Source organism: Gordonia sp. B8661-1, from assembly GCF_059427765.1.
The window spans coordinates 1-18,109 of sequence record NZ_JCAHRL010000011.1 but is presented as its reverse complement, the minus strand read 5'-3'; the positions used below and the strand labels follow the sequence as shown (position 1 = coordinate 18,109).

16 protein-coding genes are annotated in these 18,109 nt (G+C 64.7%); 6 read left to right on the top strand and 10 right to left on the bottom strand.

Annotated features, from left to right (window positions below):
* Nucleotides 1-23 precede the first annotated feature (23 nt).
* The 6 genes from AC4JJG_RS18925 to AC4JJG_RS18900 all read right to left on the bottom strand — a co-directional run bounded on the left by AC4JJG_RS18925 (nt 24) and on the right by AC4JJG_RS18900 (nt 5,803).
* A complete protein-coding gene (locus AC4JJG_RS18925; RefSeq protein WP_495401980.1) occupies nt 24-1,340 on the bottom strand; it encodes a low temperature requirement protein A in 1,317 nt (438 codons plus the stop codon).
* 48 nt (nt 1,341-1,388) lie between these two features.
* On the bottom strand, nt 1,389-1,721 hold the full coding sequence (locus AC4JJG_RS18920; RefSeq protein WP_495401963.1) for a nuclear transport factor 2 family protein: 333 nt from the start codon (nt 1,719-1,721) through the stop codon (nt 1,389-1,391).
* Between the two features lie 139 nt (nt 1,722-1,860).
* Nucleotides 1,861-3,330: a lipase family protein gene (locus AC4JJG_RS18915; protein ID WP_495401964.1), complete on the bottom strand. Its 1,470-nt coding sequence runs from the start codon at nt 3,328-3,330 to the stop codon at nt 1,861-1,863.
* A 120-nt stretch (nt 3,331-3,450) separates the two neighbouring features.
* Nucleotides 3,451-4,143, bottom strand: coding sequence for a type 1 glutamine amidotransferase domain-containing protein (locus AC4JJG_RS18910; protein WP_495401965.1), 693 nt, complete (start codon nt 4,141-4,143; stop codon nt 3,451-3,453).
* On the bottom strand, nt 4,140-5,102 hold the full coding sequence (locus AC4JJG_RS18905) for an acetoacetate decarboxylase family protein (protein WP_495401966.1): 963 nt from the start codon (nt 5,100-5,102) through the stop codon (nt 4,140-4,142). Before AC4JJG_RS18905 ends, AC4JJG_RS18910 begins: the two co-directional genes overlap by 4 nt.
* 122 nt (nt 5,103-5,224) lie before the next feature.
* The gene (locus AC4JJG_RS18900) at nt 5,225-5,803 is read right to left on the bottom strand and encodes a TetR/AcrR family transcriptional regulator (RefSeq protein WP_495401967.1); all 579 of its coding nucleotides are present in this window, start codon (nt 5,801-5,803) and stop codon (nt 5,225-5,227) included.
* A gap of 189 nt (nt 5,804-5,992) precedes the next feature.
* Between AC4JJG_RS18900 and AC4JJG_RS18895 the strand changes: the two genes are divergently transcribed.
* Nucleotides 5,993-8,338 (top strand): FdhF/YdeP family oxidoreductase, encoded by a 2,346-nt coding sequence (locus AC4JJG_RS18895; protein WP_495401968.1) that lies wholly within the window; start codon nt 5,993-5,995, stop codon nt 8,336-8,338.
* A 553-nt stretch (nt 8,339-8,891) separates the two neighbouring features.
* The gene (locus AC4JJG_RS18890; RefSeq protein WP_495401969.1) at nt 8,892-9,101 is read left to right on the top strand and encodes a KTSC domain-containing protein; all 210 of its coding nucleotides are present in this window, start codon (nt 8,892-8,894) and stop codon (nt 9,099-9,101) included.
* A 110-nt stretch (nt 9,102-9,211) separates the two neighbouring features.
* Here AC4JJG_RS18890 and AC4JJG_RS18885 read toward each other — a convergent pair whose 3' ends face one another.
* Together AC4JJG_RS18885 and AC4JJG_RS18880 are read right to left on the bottom strand one after the other, a co-directional pair.
* Nucleotides 9,212-10,618 carry an MFS transporter gene (locus AC4JJG_RS18885; protein WP_495401970.1) on the bottom strand — a complete coding sequence of 469 codons (1,407 nt, stop codon included), beginning with the start codon at nt 10,616-10,618 and terminating at the stop codon, nt 9,212-9,214.
* Nucleotides 10,619-10,646: 28 nt separating this feature from the next.
* Nucleotides 10,647-11,396: an enoyl-CoA hydratase/isomerase family protein gene (locus AC4JJG_RS18880; protein ID WP_495401971.1), complete on the bottom strand. Its 750-nt coding sequence runs from the start codon at nt 11,394-11,396 to the stop codon at nt 10,647-10,649.
* A gap of 425 nt (nt 11,397-11,821) precedes the next feature.
* On the opposite strand from AC4JJG_RS18880, the gene AC4JJG_RS18875 reads away from it, so the two are divergent.
* Complete coding sequence (locus AC4JJG_RS18875) at nt 11,822-12,427, top strand: NUDIX hydrolase (protein WP_495401972.1); 606 nt, start codon at nt 11,822-11,824, stop codon at nt 12,425-12,427.
* Nucleotides 12,428-12,448: 21 nt separating this feature from the next.
* On the opposite strand, the gene AC4JJG_RS18870 is transcribed toward AC4JJG_RS18875, so the two are convergent.
* A complete protein-coding gene (locus tag AC4JJG_RS18870) occupies nt 12,449-13,072 on the bottom strand; it encodes a TetR/AcrR family transcriptional regulator (RefSeq protein ID WP_495401973.1) in 624 nt (207 codons plus the stop codon).
* Nucleotides 13,073-13,317: 245 nt separating this feature from the next.
* Here AC4JJG_RS18870 and AC4JJG_RS18865 point away from each other — a divergent pair, with 245 nt between their 5' ends.
* From AC4JJG_RS18865 to AC4JJG_RS18855, 3 genes are read left to right on the top strand one after another with little or no spacing between them, the layout of a single operon-like run.
* Entirely contained in the window at nt 13,318-14,136 is an 819-nt protein-coding gene (locus tag AC4JJG_RS18865) for an SDR family NAD(P)-dependent oxidoreductase (protein ID WP_495401981.1), read from the top strand.
* Nucleotides 14,133-16,235: an acetate--CoA ligase family protein gene (locus AC4JJG_RS18860; RefSeq protein ID WP_495401974.1), complete on the top strand. Its 2,103-nt coding sequence runs from the start codon at nt 14,133-14,135 to the stop codon at nt 16,233-16,235. The genes AC4JJG_RS18865 and AC4JJG_RS18860 overlap by 4 nt, the downstream gene beginning before the upstream one ends.
* A gap of 39 nt (nt 16,236-16,274) precedes the next feature.
* Nucleotides 16,275-17,474 (top strand): acyl-CoA dehydrogenase family protein, encoded by a 1,200-nt coding sequence (locus AC4JJG_RS18855; protein ID WP_495401975.1) that lies wholly within the window; start codon nt 16,275-16,277, stop codon nt 17,472-17,474.
* An 80-nt stretch (nt 17,475-17,554) separates the two neighbouring features.
* Here AC4JJG_RS18855 and AC4JJG_RS18850 read toward each other — a convergent pair whose 3' ends face one another.
* Nucleotides 17,555-17,980, bottom strand: a complete 426-nt coding sequence (locus AC4JJG_RS18850; protein WP_495405801.1) for an HAD family hydrolase — start codon at nt 17,978-17,980, stop codon at nt 17,555-17,557.
* Nucleotides 17,981-18,109 lie beyond the last annotated feature (129 nt).

Below are 18,109 nucleotides of genomic sequence, written 5' to 3'. Positions count from 1 at the left end.
GTGACACACGGTGTCGACTCGGTCTAGCCGGTCTGCGAAGCGCCGCGACGCGTGTGGCTCTGTTTCCTGCGCACCACGAGAGCGTTGCCGAGGAGCAGTCCGATGGGACCGGCGAGCACGATGGCCTGTCCGATCCACAGAGGTGCATCCGACGCTCCGCGCGCGACGACCATGCCGAGGATCGGCATGGTGACTCCCCACAGGGTGATCGCGAGGAGTGCGCGCCGGTCTCCGTCGTCCTCGGCGACGAGTGCGCGGAGGCAGAAGCAGGAGAGTGTGAACACCAGGACGGGAACGGCGAGCGCGACCACCGAGAGGTGGACCGTCGCGGCGTTCTGATGTTCGTAGGTATATCCGAGCACATGCAATCCGGCGCCCACGCCGGCCACCGACATGAAGATCGGGACGTGCACCCAGGTCCACGGTCCTGATCGGCGGCGACGTCGGTCCAGCATGTCGCGACTCGACGGAAGTGACTGGTACATCGACCACAGACTGAACGTCAGAGCGGTACCCAAGGCGATGGTCGCGCCGGTCTCGATCGTCCAATGCCCGTTTCCGGAGATGATGGATGCGGCGGCCAGGGTCCCGACGACCGTCTCGCCCAGCGAGATCATCGTCAGTGTCCCGTATCGATCGGTGATGTGGCCGGCGTGCCAGGGCGGTGCCGTCGACTGCCACCGGTGGCCCAGATGATTGGCCACGAAGGGGCCCGCGAACTCGATCAGCCACAGCAGCGCCGCAACAAGGAGCGCCACCGCGAGCCCCTGGGTGGTGATCGCGAGCCGTACCCAGCCGACTTGTGCAGTCGTGATCAGAACCGCGTGCAGGACCGCGACTTTGGTGTATCGGGAGCCGACAGCGGCGCGCACCCACTGCGCGACGAGTGCGACCCGCATCAACACGTATCCGCCGACGAGCGCGACGTTGGTGAACGAATGTCCTTCGTACACCGCGTCATACATGCCCGGAATGCCGATCGCCATTACGATCACACCGCCGGTCTGAACGTAGGTCAGCAGGCGGTAGAGCCAGTCGTCGGTGTCGAAGGCGGAAGCGAACCAGGTGTAGTTGGTCCACGCGAGAACGATGGCCAGAACGGCGGCGCAGAACGCCAGAACGGCGCGTCCGGAATGTCCGTCGGCCAGGCCGTCGGCGAGCTGCGCGGCTGCCACGCCGAATGCCGCGGTGACCGTCAGATCGAGGATCAGTTCGGTCGATGACGCACCGCGACCGAACTCGTCGCCGGATCGGCCGCGCATGGCGCGCAGACCTATTCGAGAGTGTGTGCCCTCGGCCGGGGCGTCATCGCCGCGCCCGTCCGCGATCGGCTCGTTCATCACCTCACGAGAATAGGTGCGAACGCGCGATCGCGGACGGGTGGGGGATCAGCGTCCGGCGCTGAAAACCGTATGGATTGCCGAGATTTCGTTTCCGGTGATCTGGAGCCAGGTGGCCGCCGGGGTGGCCGGTCCCGCGGTGGTCGTCATCACCGACCAGATGAGCGCGTTCTGGTCGTCGGCGAGACGTACCGCGACCTCGTCGCTGGTGGTCATCTTGGACATCTCGACCAAGCCGGACACCGTCTCGTCGCGACCGGTCGTCGAGGCCACCGGGCCCGCGAACGTGACGTTGTCGGCCAGAATCGAATTCAAGGTCTCTGCGTCGCCGGCCAGGAGCGCGGTGTGAAAGCGGTCGGCGAGATCTTCGGAAGCAGTCACCAGGTTCTCCCTGCAGTTGTGGTTGTTCCCGACCCGTATTCCCACCATGCCACAAGGTATGGATTTCTGTCGGCCCGATGTGTGATGTCCGGTGCGGGGCCACACGTGCCGACGGATGGTGCACGATGGCGGCGCGAGATCAGCGTCGCGTGATCGGCAGTCCGAAGGCGGATTCGAGTGCCGAAGCAATCACCGGCGGGAGACCTTGCAGCGCACGGGGTTCCAGTCCCGTGGACAACTGCGTACGGATGTCGCACGCGCGTTCGGGGTTGCCCGCGGTGTTCATCCGATCGGTCAGCCAGACCAGCGCTGCCGAGCCGCCGGCGATCAGTTCGATCACGTGCGGCGAATTGAGCGGTGGAATCGGGTTGGGTGGCAACTCGTCCCGACGGTAGGTGATCGTCGACGGTCCGCGGCAATAGGAGCGTGCGAGTCGGTCGGTCGCCTGAACGGTGACGATCTCGTCGCTCACGGCATTGAAGATGTACGTCGGAGCCATCGGGGTCCGTCCGCTGACATTCAGGGGTGCGATGGCCGCCTTGATGACCGGGTCATTCAGGATGGCCCCGATGGATGCGGTTGTGTACTGGCGATAATCGAGACGGAGCCACAGGTTCTGGAGAACGGACTGTGCTGTGCACTGATGTTTGGCCGCCTGCATCTCGGCCACCCCCATGGGGCTCAGATATTTCCGTAGGGCCCGGTCGTATCGCGGCGAATACTTGCTGAGCGACGCCAATCCCATCGGCAACAACCCGGACACCGGGGAACCGACCACCCGGCGCAGCGCAGCGTCCACGTCCCGCAGCGGTGCACCCATGACGTTCGCGCGGATGTTGAGTTCGGGGGCGTAGCCGGACTGTTCCTCAGCCGCCCAACTGGTCGCCATCCCGCCGCCCGAGTACCCGAACAATCCGACCGGAGCCTTCGCGGACAGGTGCAGCGGGGCGAACCGGGTGGTCGCCCGAATCGCATCGAGCACCAGGAAGCCCGGTTCGCGTGGCACCAGGAAGTTCGAATCGATGCCGGTGTAGTCGGGGACTGTCACGGCCCAGCCCTTGGACAATCCGTAGGCCATGAGCACCGTTTCGGCGCCGGGGATGCTGAGCGTGAGGGGACCACCGCGCTTGGTGAAGTCGACAGGCGTTGCGCTGAGCAGACTTCGGGAGGGTTGGCATGACGGATCCACCGCGTCGATCATTGTCTGGTGCGACATGATCTTTGTCGGGCGGACGCCGCGTGCGGTCATCACCGTCGTGACGGCGACGTCGGGCCCCTTGGCGCTGGTCGTCCGGTACATCAACTGGTAGGCGTCGACGGCCATCGGCAGCAGCTGCAGCGAGCGCACGCGCACGGGTCTGCTGCGGACGATGTCGCCGAGTTCGTACGACGAGATGTCGGGGGGACGTTGAAAGAAGTCGGCGTCGCTCATCGCGCGTGGAGACGCCGGGGCCGCGTGTGCCGGTCCCGTGGTCACGAGACCGAGGCCTGCCGCGATGGCGATGATCGTGAGGATCGCCGCGACCACGCGCAGTCGACCGTGGTGGTGTTGTCGCCGGGACGGCGTTGCCTCGATGCCGTCGTGATCGACATGCCTGACCGTCCCCATACGAGCCCCCCAGAAACCGATGTGACACACACCTGCTGATTCGTCTCAAGGTAGTGCCGACAGCCGCACCCGTCCGAGGAATCGCGAAAGCGTCGATGCCACAACGTTTTCAGGGGCGACTCAGAGCTGCTCGACGACCTTCTTGGCCGTTGCCTTGGCCGATCCCGGATTCTGGCCCGTCACGAGATTGCCGTCGACGACCGTGTACGACACGAAAGGCAGGATCGCCTTCTCGTAGAGCGCCCCACGCTCCTTGGCCTTCTCCTCGGCGTTGTAGGGGACGAGTTTGTCGACGCGCGCGAGGATCTCCTCCTGCCAGGCGAAGCCGGTCATCTTGCGGCCGTCGATGAGGTACGAGCCGTCGGTCAGCTTCGTGTTGAGCAGTCCGCAATAGCCGTGGCAGACCGAGGAGACGATGCCGCCCCGTTCGAAGATCTCCCGCGTGATGCGTTGCAGTCCTTCACTGTTGGGAAAGTCGAACATGACCGCGTGGCCACCGGTGAAGTAGATGGCGTCGTAGTCGGCGGAATCGATCTGGTCGGGGGATGCGGTGTTCTCGAGCAATGCCATCTTCGCCGGATCGGCCCGCCAGGCTTTCGCCGTCTTGTCATAGTTCGGGAACTTGAGCGATCGCGGTTCGAGCGGGGACGGTCCGCCTGCCGGGCTGACGATGGTCTGCTCGAATCCGTGGTCGTCGAAGATCTCCCAGGCGTGGGTCAGCTCGGACAGCCACAGCCCGGTGGGGTGGTGCTCCGGGTCGTCGTAGTGGCCGACGTTGGTGACGACGTTGAGTATGCGTTTGGGATGTGTCATGAAAGAACTCCTTCGGTCGCTCGAGCTTCCGGTTGTTCCCCGACCTGCCGGTTCCGAACCGAGATGGGCACCGGCATGTGGAGGGCGTTCTGGCCCTCGGTCATCACATCGAGCTGAATCGTCTTGAGCGGCTTGAGTGAACGGATATCATCGGTCATTCGTCCGGAGCCCAGGTCCAGCTGCGCCTTGCGTGGGAAACGAGTCGTTCCCGTCTTCAGCATATTGGTTTGGCTCAGTGTGGCCAGCCAGTCGTCGTCGATCGTGCTGTACGACGTGAGGCTGGATACGCGATCGCCTGTGGCGTAACCGGTTTGACCGGGGGTGGGCGCGGTGAGAGCGACGTCGACGCCGCCGGTGTCGTTCGCGACCCGCGCCTGTGTCCGCTGCGCATCGATGGTCACGTCGATCTCGGTGACCCACTTGGGCAATCCATATCCGTACCGACCCCGAACCTGCGCGACCTCGGTGTTGACCGGCAAGGACAGGACGTAGGTGTGAAGGTGGTCGTCGGCGAGCGCGGACAACAGATCGATGACGCCGGGACCGCCATGGCGGGCTGGTCGAACGGCCACCCCGACGGCGGCTTCGGTGTAGAAGTCGACGTCGCACACGTCGTACCGGAAGAACATGACCGATACGAGCCCGAGGCCCGGGGCGACTTCCAGCGGTGACAGATTCGCCGGCAGGCGACGCCGGATCGCCGACGACGGGGCGATCATCGTCAGCCGTGCGGACGACATCAGGTAGTAGAAATTCGGCGTCCAGGTGGGGCCGATGGGGGAGTCGATCTTCGTCTTGGGCAAGTCACGAAAGAATTCGACTCCGGGTACGCGTGGATCCGCGGCGATGACATCCAGGTCCGGCGCCATCCGAAACCTGTTGTAGAGGCCGTCTGTGGGCACTTCGACGAGGTGTCCACCCAGGTCGACGGTGACGGTGGAATTTGTGGGTGCGGTCATGTCGGGTCACTTCCCTCGATGTTGACGACGCTAACATTGGGGAACGCTACGACGCTATGTAAGCGATGTCAACATTCGGTACCCACGTTTGTGGGAGGCCGGTTCCCGTGCAGGGGATCCCGCTACGGCCGTTTGACCGACGTCATCGCGGTGAACGCCGCGCGCACATGATCGGCGATCGCGTCCGTGGAGTCGGCGTGGAGCTTGCCGTCCATGTAGAGGTAGGCCATGCCGTGTGCCAGTGCCCAGGATGCGGAGGCCAGGGCGCCGGCGTCCGACTCCGGGTAGACCTGCGCCATCGCCGCCCGGAGGAGTTCGTGAATGGCGTCGGCGGCCGCGACGCGTTCGGCGCTGCCCGTGTCGCACGCGTTGCCGAACATCAGACGGAACAACGCCGGCCGGTTCATCGCGAACTCGACGTAGGCAACCGCCAATTCGCGGAGCTCGTCCGGCGTTTCGGGGAGTCGGCGTCCCTTGGTGAGTTCGTCCGTCAGGTCTCGAAGACCTTGCGCGGCAAGCGCGGACTCCAGTGCATCGCGATCAGCGAAGTGCCGGTAGGGAGCCGTCGGTGAGACGCCCGCATCACGGGCGATGGACCGCATCGAAAACACCTCGCCGGCTTCGAGGGCGCGCATGGCCGCGGTCAGGAGCGCCTGGCGCAGATCGCCGTGGTGATAACCGGCCTTCGTCGAGGTTGCCACTGCACTCGTATCCTTCCGTCCCGCCGCGATGTGAGCGATGTCAACTTACCGCTCGCGGGTGCTCTGTGGCCAGCTACCATGGGCCCGGCTCGCCAGGGACCGCCGCTCCCGTTGCCGTGGCAGGCGCAGCTTGTACAGTGAGATGCGGGGGTCAACGAATCGACCGAACTGCATCTCGGAGGCTTCGCGATGACCGACCGCACCCATGAGTCGTTGCCAGACGCGCATGACGAACCGTACGTCTTCTACTCCGATGGGCAGGGCGGATACGGCCCGCGTGACGACAAGAAATTCAGTCAGCACAATTATCACCATCCGGCCGCCGGGTGGGGAGCCGCGCTGTCGGTGATGAAATTCCTTGTCCGCGAACGGGAACCGATTCGCGGGACGCGGGCGATGTTCACGATGAATCATCCGAAGACGGGCTTCGACTGCCCGGGTTGTGCGTGGCCGGACGATCCGGGCGTCACTCTCGACATCTGCGAGAACGGCATCAAGCACGTCACCTGGGAGATGACCCCCAAACGTGCAACGCCGGAGTTCTTCGCCGAACACACCGTGGAAGAGTTGCGCGGCTGGACCGATTTCGACCTGGAGGACCAGGGTCGTCTCACCCACCCCATGCGGTACGACGGTGCGACCGACCGTTATGTCCCGATCGGCTGGGAAGAGGCATTCGCTCTCATCGGTGATCATCTCCGACGTGTGACGCCGGATCAGGCGACCTTCTACACCTCGGGCCGGCTGAGTAACGAGGCCACGTTCCTCTATCAGTTGTTCGTGCGCGAGTACGGCACCAACAATCTGCCCGACTGCTCGAACATGTGCCATGAGGCCTCGGGCCGCGCGCTGACGGCTTCGCTGGGGACGGGCGTGGGCACCGCGGATCTGGACGATTGGAACAAGGCCGACGCCTTGTTCATCATGGGCGTCAACGTCGCATCCAACGCACCCCGGATGCTGACCACGCTGGCCGAGGCATATCGGCGCGGCGCGCAGATCGTGCACGTCAACCCGCTCGTCGAGGCCGGTGCTACACGAACCATCGTCCCGCACGAGATTCTCGACATGGCGACATTCCATGCCACCGACACCAGCACCCTGAACCTGCAGGTGCGGCCCGGAGGGGATATGGCCCTCATGCGCGGCATGGCAAAAGCGGTGTTCGAAGCGGCGCAACAGGATCCGGGCGTCCTGGACCAGGAATTCCTCGACCGCCACACGCACGGATTCGAGTCCTACCGGGCAACGGTGGAGGCGACCGAATGGCCTGAGCTCGAGCGTCAATCAGGGCTCAGCGAGAAGCAGATCCGCGAGGCCGCCGACATCTATCTGAAAGCCGAGAACACGGTCGTCAGCTGGTGTCTGGGAGTGAGCCAGCACGAGCACAGCGTCGACGCGGTGCGGGAGATCGTCAATCTTCTGCTCCTGCGCGGCAACGTCGGACGCGAGGGCACCGGACCGTCGCCGGTCCGTGGCCACAGCAATGTGCAGGGCAACCGGACCTGCGGAATCGATCATCGGCCGGACAACGAGTTCCTCAATCGGCTCGGGGAGTACTTCTCATTCGAGCCACCTCGGAACTGGGGGCTGGACACCGTCGGCACCATGAAGGCCATGCACGACGGCGATATGAAGGTGTTCGTCGGTATGGGCGGCAATTTCGCCCGTGCCACACCGGATCCCGACTACACGGAGAAGGGGCTGAGCAACTGCGACCTGACCGTTCAGGTCAGCACCAAGCTCAACCGCAGCCACCTCGCCCACGGAAAGGATGCACTGATCCTTCCGTGCCTGGGCCGCACCGAACGTGATGACCAGGCCGGCGGCCAGCAGTCGGTGAGCTGTGAGGACTCGATGAGTTCCGTGCAGCTGTCCAAGGGTTCCCGGGAGCCGGCGTCGCCGGACCTGATGTCGGAGGCCGCAATCGTCGCGGGCATGGCGAAAGCCGCAGTGCCGCAGACCGCCGTTCGCTGGGATTGGTATGTCGCCGACTACGACCGCATCCGCGACGCGATGGCCGTGGTGATTCCTCGACTCACCGGCTACAACGAAAAAGTCCGGCGTCCCATGGGCTTCCGGGTCCTGCAGGCGGCCCGTGACCGGATCTTCCACACCGACAGCGGCCGCGCAGAGTTCTCGGTTCCGGTGCTGCACAACGTGGTTCCGGCCAATCCGGACATGCTGGTGCTCCAGACATTCCGGTCGCAGGACCAGTGGAACACAACCATCTATTCCGCCGACGACCGCTACCGGGGCGTCAAGAACCTGCGCACCCTGGTGTTCATGAACGAGAAGGACATGGCCGAGCGCGGCATATCCGAATGGGATGTCGTCACCATCGAGGCCTTCTCCAAGGACGGCTCGCGTCGCGTGCTCGAGGGATTCCGGGCGGTCAAATACGACATCCCGCGCAGCAGTGCCGCCGGCTACATGCCCGAGATGAATGTTCTCATCGGACCCGCCGACTACAGCGAGCAGAGCGACCAGCCGCTGATGAAAGACTTGAAGGTGCTGATCACGCGGAAGCGTTGAAACGATTGGTCGGGCCGGCGGTCCACAGCTGTCACCGATGAACAGCGTCGGCCGCACCCTGCGAACGTGCCGACGCACCGGTGTTCACTGTCGATCGTTCCGCGGTGTGTAACCCAGGGCGCGGGTACGCCCTGGGTCCCCCGTCGAAAGTCGTTGCGCGGCAACGGTCTACCGGTGCCACCGACAACCAGGTACACGACGGAGAGGAACCGGTCCCCGAGCCGAACCTATCGTTGCCGGTAGCGTGTTTGTCGGCCCGAACCCCGAGGTGCGGACGCGCGGTTCCCCTCCGATCGCATGGATCAGGCCTCCCCGCCCGTCCACGGGTGAGACGATACATGCGAAGCCGTCTCAGTGGCTACCTTTTCTGCAATTGCGTCCGAGCGACTGAAGTCAGTCGTCGCCGCGGATTCGGCGTGCTGTCTCATTGCTCGAGCGGTACGTGGCTGTCAGGATCGCCGTATGGCACATTCGTCGCGACGCCGCACCATGCGGGGAAGAGCGCTGGTGGTGCAGACGGAGCTTCGGGAGCGACCGGCATGAGTGTGCCCATATGAAACGAGAGCCCGTCACCAGTACGAGTCTGACGTCGGTTGGCTACGACCACGGTGGCTCAATACTCGAAGTCGAGTTCGTCAGCGGGGAGGTCTATCGCTACTTCTTCGTCCCCGAGTCCGTATATCGGGAACTCCTCGACGCCGCGAGTATCGGCCGATACTTCGGGCGTCATGTCCGCGACGTCTATCCCTACGAGCACCTCTGAGGTGGCCCAGTCGACAGATCACGGACCGCTCACAGCGAAGCGCCGGACGCATCTTCCGATACGTCCGGCGCCCTGTCTGCGGCGGGATCGCCCCGCAGATATGTTGTCGCTCAGGCGATTGTGGTCCTCCTGATCGACGTCGATTCGATCTGCACCGTCACCATCTCGATGGTGTGATCTTCCTCGGAAGCAACGCTTTCCAGAGTTCTTCCCTTGGTCTCCGGGGCGAAGAAGATGCAGACGACGAAGGCGATCGCGGTGAGGATCGCACCGAACAGCATCGTGACGCCCGTGCCCAGCGAGCTCATGCTGATGGGCAGGAGGTAGGTGCCGGTGGCGGCGCCGAAGCGGCTGACACCGGTGGCGATTCCGACGGCGGTCGCGCGGACCTCGGTGGGGAAGAGTTCGTTGGGATAGATCCAGACGAGGATGCTGGGACCGCCGGAGATGAAGGCGTACGCGCAGAAGGCCGCGACAATGAACCACAGCGGTCCGTCGGCCCAGAGCCAGAGGCCGACGAGCGGGAGGATCATGAGCCCGAGGGGCACGATGGCGAGAGGCCTACGGCCCCAACGTTCCACGAGCCACAGGGACGGGATCGAGCCGGCGACAATCAGACCGATGATGACGGTCTCGACGATCAATCCGGTGGAGCCGCTTCCGGAGATGGAGAAGCCGTCGAGGATGCTGGGCAGGAAGGTCAGCAGAGCGTACAGCGGTGTCACCACGGCCAGGTAGAGGACGCAGCACATGATGAGTCGGCGACGGTAGATCTTTCGGAGGAAGATCCGCAGGTCGGTCTTCGGCACATTCTCGTCATCGATGTGGACGTTGCTGAGATCGATTCGGGTGCCGTAGATCTGCTCGACCACGTCCTCCGCATCCTTGACGCGTCCGCTCTTCAGCAGCCAGCGGGGCGACTCCGGGATCCCGCGGCGGATGAGAATGACGATGACGCCGAGGATGGCGCTGGTACCGAGCAGCCATCGCCACTGATCGTTGCCGCCGGACAGGCCGATGAACAGCGCGCCGACGATGTAGGCGGCGACCGCACCGGCAGACCATGCGACCGCGGACATTCCCACCATCGCTCCGCGTTTGCGGGACGGGGTGAACTCGGTGAGCAGACTCGTGGCGATCGGATAGTCGGCGCCGATGGCCGCGCCGATGATGAAGCGCAGGATGATCAGTTGCCAGGCCTCCTGGACGAACACCGACAACCCGCACGCGACGACGAGTACCACCAGGTCGAGCGCGTACATCTTCTCCCGGCCGATCCGGTCGGTGAGGAAGCCGAAAATGGTGGCGCCCAAGAAGATACCGACCAGCGACGCCGCGCCGATCATGCCGGATTCGGTGGCACTCGGATTGAGCTGCTCGTTGATGCCGATCAGCGCGACACCGATGATGCTCATCACGTAGCCGTCGAGGAACGGTCCGCCGCAACACGCGACGAGGAGTTTGGCGTGGAATCCGCGCCGGGCGGGGCGGTCCAGCGTGTCCAAGGGGTTCGTCATGCTCTGTTACTTCCTTCTCGGGGCCGGGTCAGGCCTTGTCGCTGACGCTCTTGAGTGCCGCGTACGCGAGTTGCTCGGCGATCAGCGATGTCTGGGTGTTGCTGTCGAGCGCGGTGTCGAGGACCTGTTTGGTGATCGACAGGGTCAGAGGTGAGCCGGCGAATTCGATGACCTCGTGCGCCATCTCCAGTGCGCGATCGAGATGTGCGCCGGCCGGGGCGATTTCGGTGATGACGCCCCAGCTCTCGGCGGTCTCGGCGTCAATGCGGCGTCCGCGTAGGACAAGGTCGCGTGCTCTGCCTGCGCCGACCACGCGGCTGATGCGAGTGACGCCGCCCGAGCACGGCAGGATGCCGATGCCCACTTCGGGGAAACCGAAGAGAGCAGACGGATCGGCCACCCGGAAGTCCGCGGCGAGGGCGAGTTCGAACCCGCCGCCGATGCAGTACCCGGCGATGGCCGCGACCGTCGGCTGGGGCATGTTCGCCAGGACTTCGTACACGGCTCCGGTCGTGCGGTAGTACTCCGCGATCGCCTCAGGCGTCATGTCGGTCAGCTCCGTGGTGTCGGCGCCGGCCGAGAACACCGTGTCTCCACCGGTCACCACCACCGCGGCGCTTGCTCGAACACGGGGTTCCTGCAAGGCGTCGAGCAGCAGTCCTTCCATCCTGGTCGAGAGCGCGTTCAGTTTCCGTGGACGGTTGATCTCGACGATCGCCACGTCGCGATCGACGCGAACGTCGACGGTGCCGGATTCGTCCGTGGAAGTGCGGGTCATGACTCTCCTTCAGCACGTGTTGCAGGGGCCTGGTGAACGCTCGAGTCGCGGGGCCGCACCCGGGATCGGCTGAGGGCGCGGGGACGATCGGATACGCGACGCGAAGACGATGTGATGCTCCCCCGAATAGCTGTGGTGTGTGGCTTGGCTCACGTATCAACCGATGCGTCAGTCATATCGCGTCAACTGAGTCGATGTCAAGGGATTCGCCGAGAATCGACGGCCGAGTCAAAACTGGTCGGACTGCGTCCGAAGAGCATTGCACCGCCGTAACCTGCGGCGTTGGGAGGTATTGTTGCTCGAATTCACCCTCAACGAACGTTGAGGCTTGACTCTCGGTTCAGTGCAGATTCAGACTGACTGGGAAATCAGGTCGACTGGTTCGGACGGGAATCCGGACCTTGAATCAGGAGGGTGTTCGGCATATGAGGCAACTGAGTCGTAAGGACGTCGCATCGAGGATCGCCGCACTGGACCGTGTGGCTATCGAGCCGGCCGCGGGTTCGCGTGCATCGGCGGCGGTCGCCATCGTGGTCGCCGACAGCGTTGCCGGACGGGGGATCTGGCTCACCGAAAGGGCGTCGACGATGCGCAGACACGCCGGACAGTTCGCACTTCCGGGCGGTCGGCTCGATGAGGGCGAAGACGCGGTGGCAGCGGCTGCCCGCGAAACCCACGAGGAGATCGGCCTTCGGGTCGATGACTGCTTGGGCCTGCTGGACGACTACGAGACACGATCGGGCTTCGTGATCAGTCCCGTTGTCTTCTGGGCCGGTGAGGTGCGGGAGGAACTTGTACTGAATCCGGCCGAAGTGGCCAGGGTGCATTTCGTGACGTTCGAGGAGCTCGCTGTCCGGCCACGGTTCGTCGAGATCCCGGAATCGGATCGCTCGGTCATCCAGATGCCGATCGTCGGCGACTTGATCCACGCTCCGACCGGGGCGTTGCTGTACCAGTTCGCCGAACTGGTGATCCGCGAACGGGTCACGCGGGTGGCCGAATTCGAGCAGCCGGTGTTCGCGTGGAAGTAGGCCGTGGCGGGCGGGGGTGGATCAGCCCCCGGTAGCTGCCGCGCCGATCAGCAGGTTGCTGTTGATGAAGCTGATCAGCACCTCGCGCATGGTCGACACGCTCATGTCGGGGGCGCCGGTGAGGACCTGAATCGCCGTGCCGTCGGTCATCGCCGTCAACTGCAACGCGATCAGTTGGGGGTCGATGTCCGTGCGGAACTCACCTTGTCGCTGACCACGTTCGACGATCTTGATGACCGTGTCGCGCCACCGTGAATAGAAATCGTTGTGCGCGGGGCGGAGTTCCGGGCGGATCGTCGCCTCCGCCCAGAACTGCATCCAGATGGCCCATTCGTCACGAAGGTTGCCCAGTCGGGGGAGCTGCATGTCGATGAGTTTCAGCAGACGGGCATGTCCGCTGTCGAGTTGCTTCAGCTCGACCGTCTGTCGATCGAAGGCCCGGTTGAGGGCATGGTGTAAAGCCTCGGTCAGGACGTCGGTCTTGCCGGGGAAGTAATAGTGCACTGTTCCGGTGCTCGTACCGACGTCCCGGGCGATGTCGGCGATCCGCACCGAGTGGTACCCGCGTTCGGCGATCAGGCGCGCTGCCGCGTCCAGAATCGCCTCTTTGGGGCCGCCGTCGACAGTCGCGATCTTCGCAGGCATCGGGCACCTTTCGTTCGGTGGTGTTCATCCGACCAGTCAGTTGATCATCGCACATCGTGTGAGAACAGGCCGGTTGTGCGTGCCGCGTCGGCGAATCGCAGTTCGCTAAGAGATCCAATTCACGTTTTGCCTTGACTTGGACGTGACTCACGTGTTGACTGACGGATCAGTTAGACATGACGCTACGGAAGCGACAGAGAGGGGACGAGGTGGCCGAGAGAGTTTCCACCGAGAGTGGACCCGACGTGGGGCAGCGGCGTGGAACGTTCGCCGAGGACCTCCTCAACGGTCAGGTCGCCCTGATCACCGGTGGGGGCACAGGCCTGGGCAGGGCGGTGGCCCTGGAACTCGCTGCCTGTGGCGCCAACGTGGTGCTGGCCGGACGTCGCGTCGAGCCGCTGGAGAATGTGGCGGAAGAGGTCATCGCGCGTGGTGGTCAGGTTCTGACCGTGCCCGGGGATATCCGCGAACCCGAACAGGTGACGTCGCTGGTGGACCGGGCGATCGAGCGGTTCGGTCGGATCGACATCCTCGTCAACAATGCCGGCGGCCAATTCGCCGCTCCCGCGGAGGAGATCAGTCTGAAAGGCTTTCGCGCAGTCCATCGTCTGGCCGTGGATGCTGCCTGGGCGTTGACTCGTGAGGTGGCAGAACGGGCCATGATCCCGCAGAGGTCCGGTGCGATCTTCTTCATGGCGTTCTCGCCCCGTCGCGGTATACCCGGCATGGTCCACGCGACCTCCGCCCGGGCGGCGCTGGAGAACCTCGCGACCGGTCTGGCGCTGGAGTGGAGTCGGTACGGCATCCGCACCGTCTGTATCGCGCCCGGCACGATCGATACCGAAGGGCTGCAAGAGAATTACACCGACGAACAGCGCGCCGGCTGGGCGCAGGCGGTTCCGCTGGGACGTCTCGGAACATCAGAGGATGTGTCCGGCCTCATCACCTTTCTCGCGTCTCCTGCAGGCAGCTACATCACCGGCACAACAATCGTCGTCGACGGCGGCGTCGATGCGTGGGGGACCGGCTATCCGGCACCACGTCTGGAAGGACCCGAAGCATGATCACCGACACCACGAACGACTTGTCCAACGCCGACTCGCTTTTCACGGGCCGCACCGTCGCGATCCTCGGCGCCAGCAATGACGAACGCAAGTACGGGAACTGGATCAGCGTCCAGGCGTTGCGGATGCAGGACACCCACACCGTGTACCTGGTGAATCGGAACGGTACCGACGTACTGGGGCAGCCGACCATCGCGCGGTTGGCCGACGCACCCGAACCGATTGACCTGGTGGCGATTTGCGTTCCGGCAGCCGGTTTCGAGCAGGCGGTCGAGGACAGCATCGCAGCCGGGGCGCGGGCAATCGTCGGCGTCACCGCAGGATTCGCCGAGCTCGGGCCGGAAGGCAAAGCGGTGCAGGATCGGGTGGCGAAGCGTGTGCAGGATGCCGGCGTCGTGCTGCTCGGCCCGAACTGCCTCGGAGTACTGGACTCGACAGTCGGGCTCACTCTCGCCAGCAACCCGCTGCCCGCAGGCAATGTCGCGCTTCTCTCGCAGAGCGGCAACATGGCTCTCGAGGTGAGCGAGTTCCTCGAAGGACACCATCTCGGGTTCTCGCGCTTCGCCTCTCTGGGCAATCAGGCGGATGTCACCGCGGCTGATCTGATCCGCTCATGTGCCCACCACGACGGAACCGAGGTCATCGCGGTGTACGCGGAGGACTTCGGAGACGGACGTGACTTCGTCGACGCGGCGGCAACGGCAAGGGCGGCAGGCAAACCGGTGATCCTGTTGACCGTCGGCGGCAGTGAGGCATCGATCCGCGGTGCGAAATCGCACACCGGCGCGCTGACCTCGGACTCGGCCGTCATCGACGCGGCCTGCAAGGACGCCGGTATCTACCGTGTGCACACGCCACGTGAACTTGCCGATCTGGCGGCGCTCCTGCTGACCGCACGCGCCGACGTCGGCGTCGGATCGGTGGCCGTGATCGCCGACGGTGGAGGACATGCCGGCGTCGGCTCCGATACCGCGGATCGGGATGGCTTGGCCGTCCCCGAGTTCAGCGCAGACACTCAGCAGCGACTTCGCGCGGAGCTGCCCCCTTCGGCGGGCGTGGCCAACCCCATCGATCTTGCCGGTGCGGGGGAGCAGGACATCAGTTCGTTCGCCCGGGTGCTCGAGATCGCGCTGCAGGACGACAACGTCGACGCCGTGATGCTCACCGGATTCTTCGGCGGCTACCAGGCATACGGACCGGAGCTCGCTCACCGCGAGATCGAAACCGCTGTCGCCATGGCCAGGATCGCGAAGGACTCGCTGAAGCCCGTCGTGGTCCACACCATGCACGCGCAGAGCCCCGCAGCCCGGACTCTCGTCGAGCACGGCGTGCCGGTGTACGCCGCTGTCGATGACGCCGTCGGCGCACTCGGCGTACTCGCCGCTACGCCTGCGCCGCGAGTTGCCATCGGTACGGCGCCCTCCGATGGGGCAACGATGACCGACGACGGATACTGGGCGGCGCGAGAGCTGTTCGCCGGCAAGGGGATCGAGTTCCCGGACGCAGCCCTGGTGACCGGCGAGGAGGAAGCGCTCGCGGCTGCCGAGCGGATCGGGTATCCCGTCGTGCTGAAGGCCATGGGACTCCTTCACAAGTCCGATGTCGGGGGAGTCGCAGTCGGACTGGACAACTCGGAAGAATTGTCGAATGCCTTCACCGACATGGCGGATCGTCTGTCAGCGCCTGCGTACACCGTCGAGCAGATGGCCGATATCGACTCGTCGAGTGTCGAGCTGATCGTCGGTGCCCAGACCGATCCCCGGTTCGGGCCGCTCGTGATGGTCGGCATGGGAGGAACGCTCACCGAGATCCTCTCCGACGTCGCGTTCGCACTCGCACCGGTCGACCGTGCGACGGCTCGTCGAATGCTGTCGGAATTACGCACGGCCGCAGTACTTCACGGAGTTCGGGGCCGACTCCCGGTGGACCTCGACCGCGTCGTCGACACCATCGTCGCGGTCTCCGAGATCGCGGCCTCGCACTCCGAGATCGTCGAGCTCGAACTCAATCCCGTGCTCGCAACCCCCACCCGGACCATCGCCCTCGATGCCCGGATCGTCCTGGGTTCCACGAGCACTCCCGACGCCAACCACAACTGAATCCGCACCACGCATCGAAGATCTGAAAGGACCCACATCATGGAATTCGCCTACACGCCTCGCCTCGTCGAACTGAAGGAGCGGGCTCGGACGCTCACCGAGAAGATCATGCCGTTCGAGCTCGAATGCGAGCACAACAACGGGATCTCCGACGAATCGCACGCCGTCATCAAGGAAGCGGTGCTCGACGCGGGACTCCAGGCCATCAATACGCCCACCGAGTTCGGTGGTGCCGGCCTGTCCGTGCTCGAGCAGGTTGTCGTGCAGGACGAGCTGGGAAAGCTGACCAACGCACTCTGGGATGCAGTGTGGCGCCCGGCCAACCCGCTCACCCACGCGACCCCGGAACAGCGTGAGCGCTACCTGATTCCGGAGTCCCGCGGTGACCGTCGCGACGCCGTGGCCATCTCCGATGCCGATGCCGGATCCGACTTCTCGTCGGCCAAGACGACCGCCACTCCCGACGGCGAGGGTGGTTACATCATCAACGGGGAGAAGTGGTTCGTCACCGTCGGTGACGTCGCCGACTTCCTCATCGTGCTTGCCTTCGTCGAGCCGGACCACGCGCCGACCATGTTCCTGATCGACACGGACACACCGGGTGTGGAGATCACCAACGTCCCGCGCTACACCCACACCTTCGTCTACGAGCACCCCGAGTTCACCTTCACCGATGTCCACGTCGGAGCGGACGCGGTGCTCGGTGGTATCGGTGAGGGCCTGGACCTGACCCGCGACTGGTTCACCGAGGAACGTCTGATGATCGGCGCACGGACCATCGGAGCGGCCGAGCGCGCACTCGACCTCGCCATCGACTGGGCGAAGAACCGCGTCCAGGGTGGCGAGGCGCTGATCGACCGCCAGATGATCCAGGCGATGATCGCCGACTCCGTCGCCGACATCGCCACGAATCGCGCACTGACACACCAGGTCGCGTGGGAGTTCGATAACTCGGACCTGACCGACCCGGAGGTGCGGAAGACGTTGCACGCCAAGGCGGCAACGGTGAAGCTGGCGGCCAGCGAGGCGTCCAACCGGGTCGCCGACCGCGCCCTGCAGATCTTCGGCGGCCGCGGATACATCCGCGACTACCCGGTGGAGCGTCTCTGGCGTGAACTGCGCGTCGACCGGATCTGGGAGGGAACCTCCGAGATCCAGCGGCTCGTCATTGCCAACGAGGCCAAGAAGCGCGGCCTCGCCGGTATGACTTCCTTCCAGGGCCCCGCCGACCAGGCCTGAGAAGGAACGGTACGGACGGTGGTCGCCACACCCCCTGGCGGCCACCGTCCTTCCTGTCCACCCATGTGTCGGAAACCGACTCACGACTCGGGCAGAGCCCGCGTGATCTGCTCCAGCGAATCCAGGTGTAGATCGGCCAGCGCAGCTTCCGGGCGTACCGCGTGGAGATGGCCCCAGGGACCACGGCGTAGGTGAGCGGTCCGCATACCCGCTGCCCGGGCGGGAAGAATGTCATTGTCCAGACGATCGCCGACGTACATGATCTCGGCCGCCTCGCATCCGGTGGCGAGGATGACTCTGTTGAAGAACTCCGGTGACGGCTTGGCGATTGCCCAATCTGCCGACGACGCAACGAAATCCGCCGCCAGTCCGACGTTTCGCAGCTCTGACATCGAGCTGCTCGGCTGGTTGCCGGCAATTCCGACGACCAGCCCTGCATCCCGGACCGACTGGAGACAGTCCAGGGCGTCAGGGTACAAGTCGGCCCGAGTGATCGACTGCGGCACCGCCGGGGGATCGACGCCGAGCAACTGCCAGGCTTCTCGATGGTTGTGTCCGCGTTCGAGCAATCGGGACTGCTGCACGATCGGGTGACAGTGTCGGTGTCATGCCGCTGAGGCGGCTGTGTTGATGAT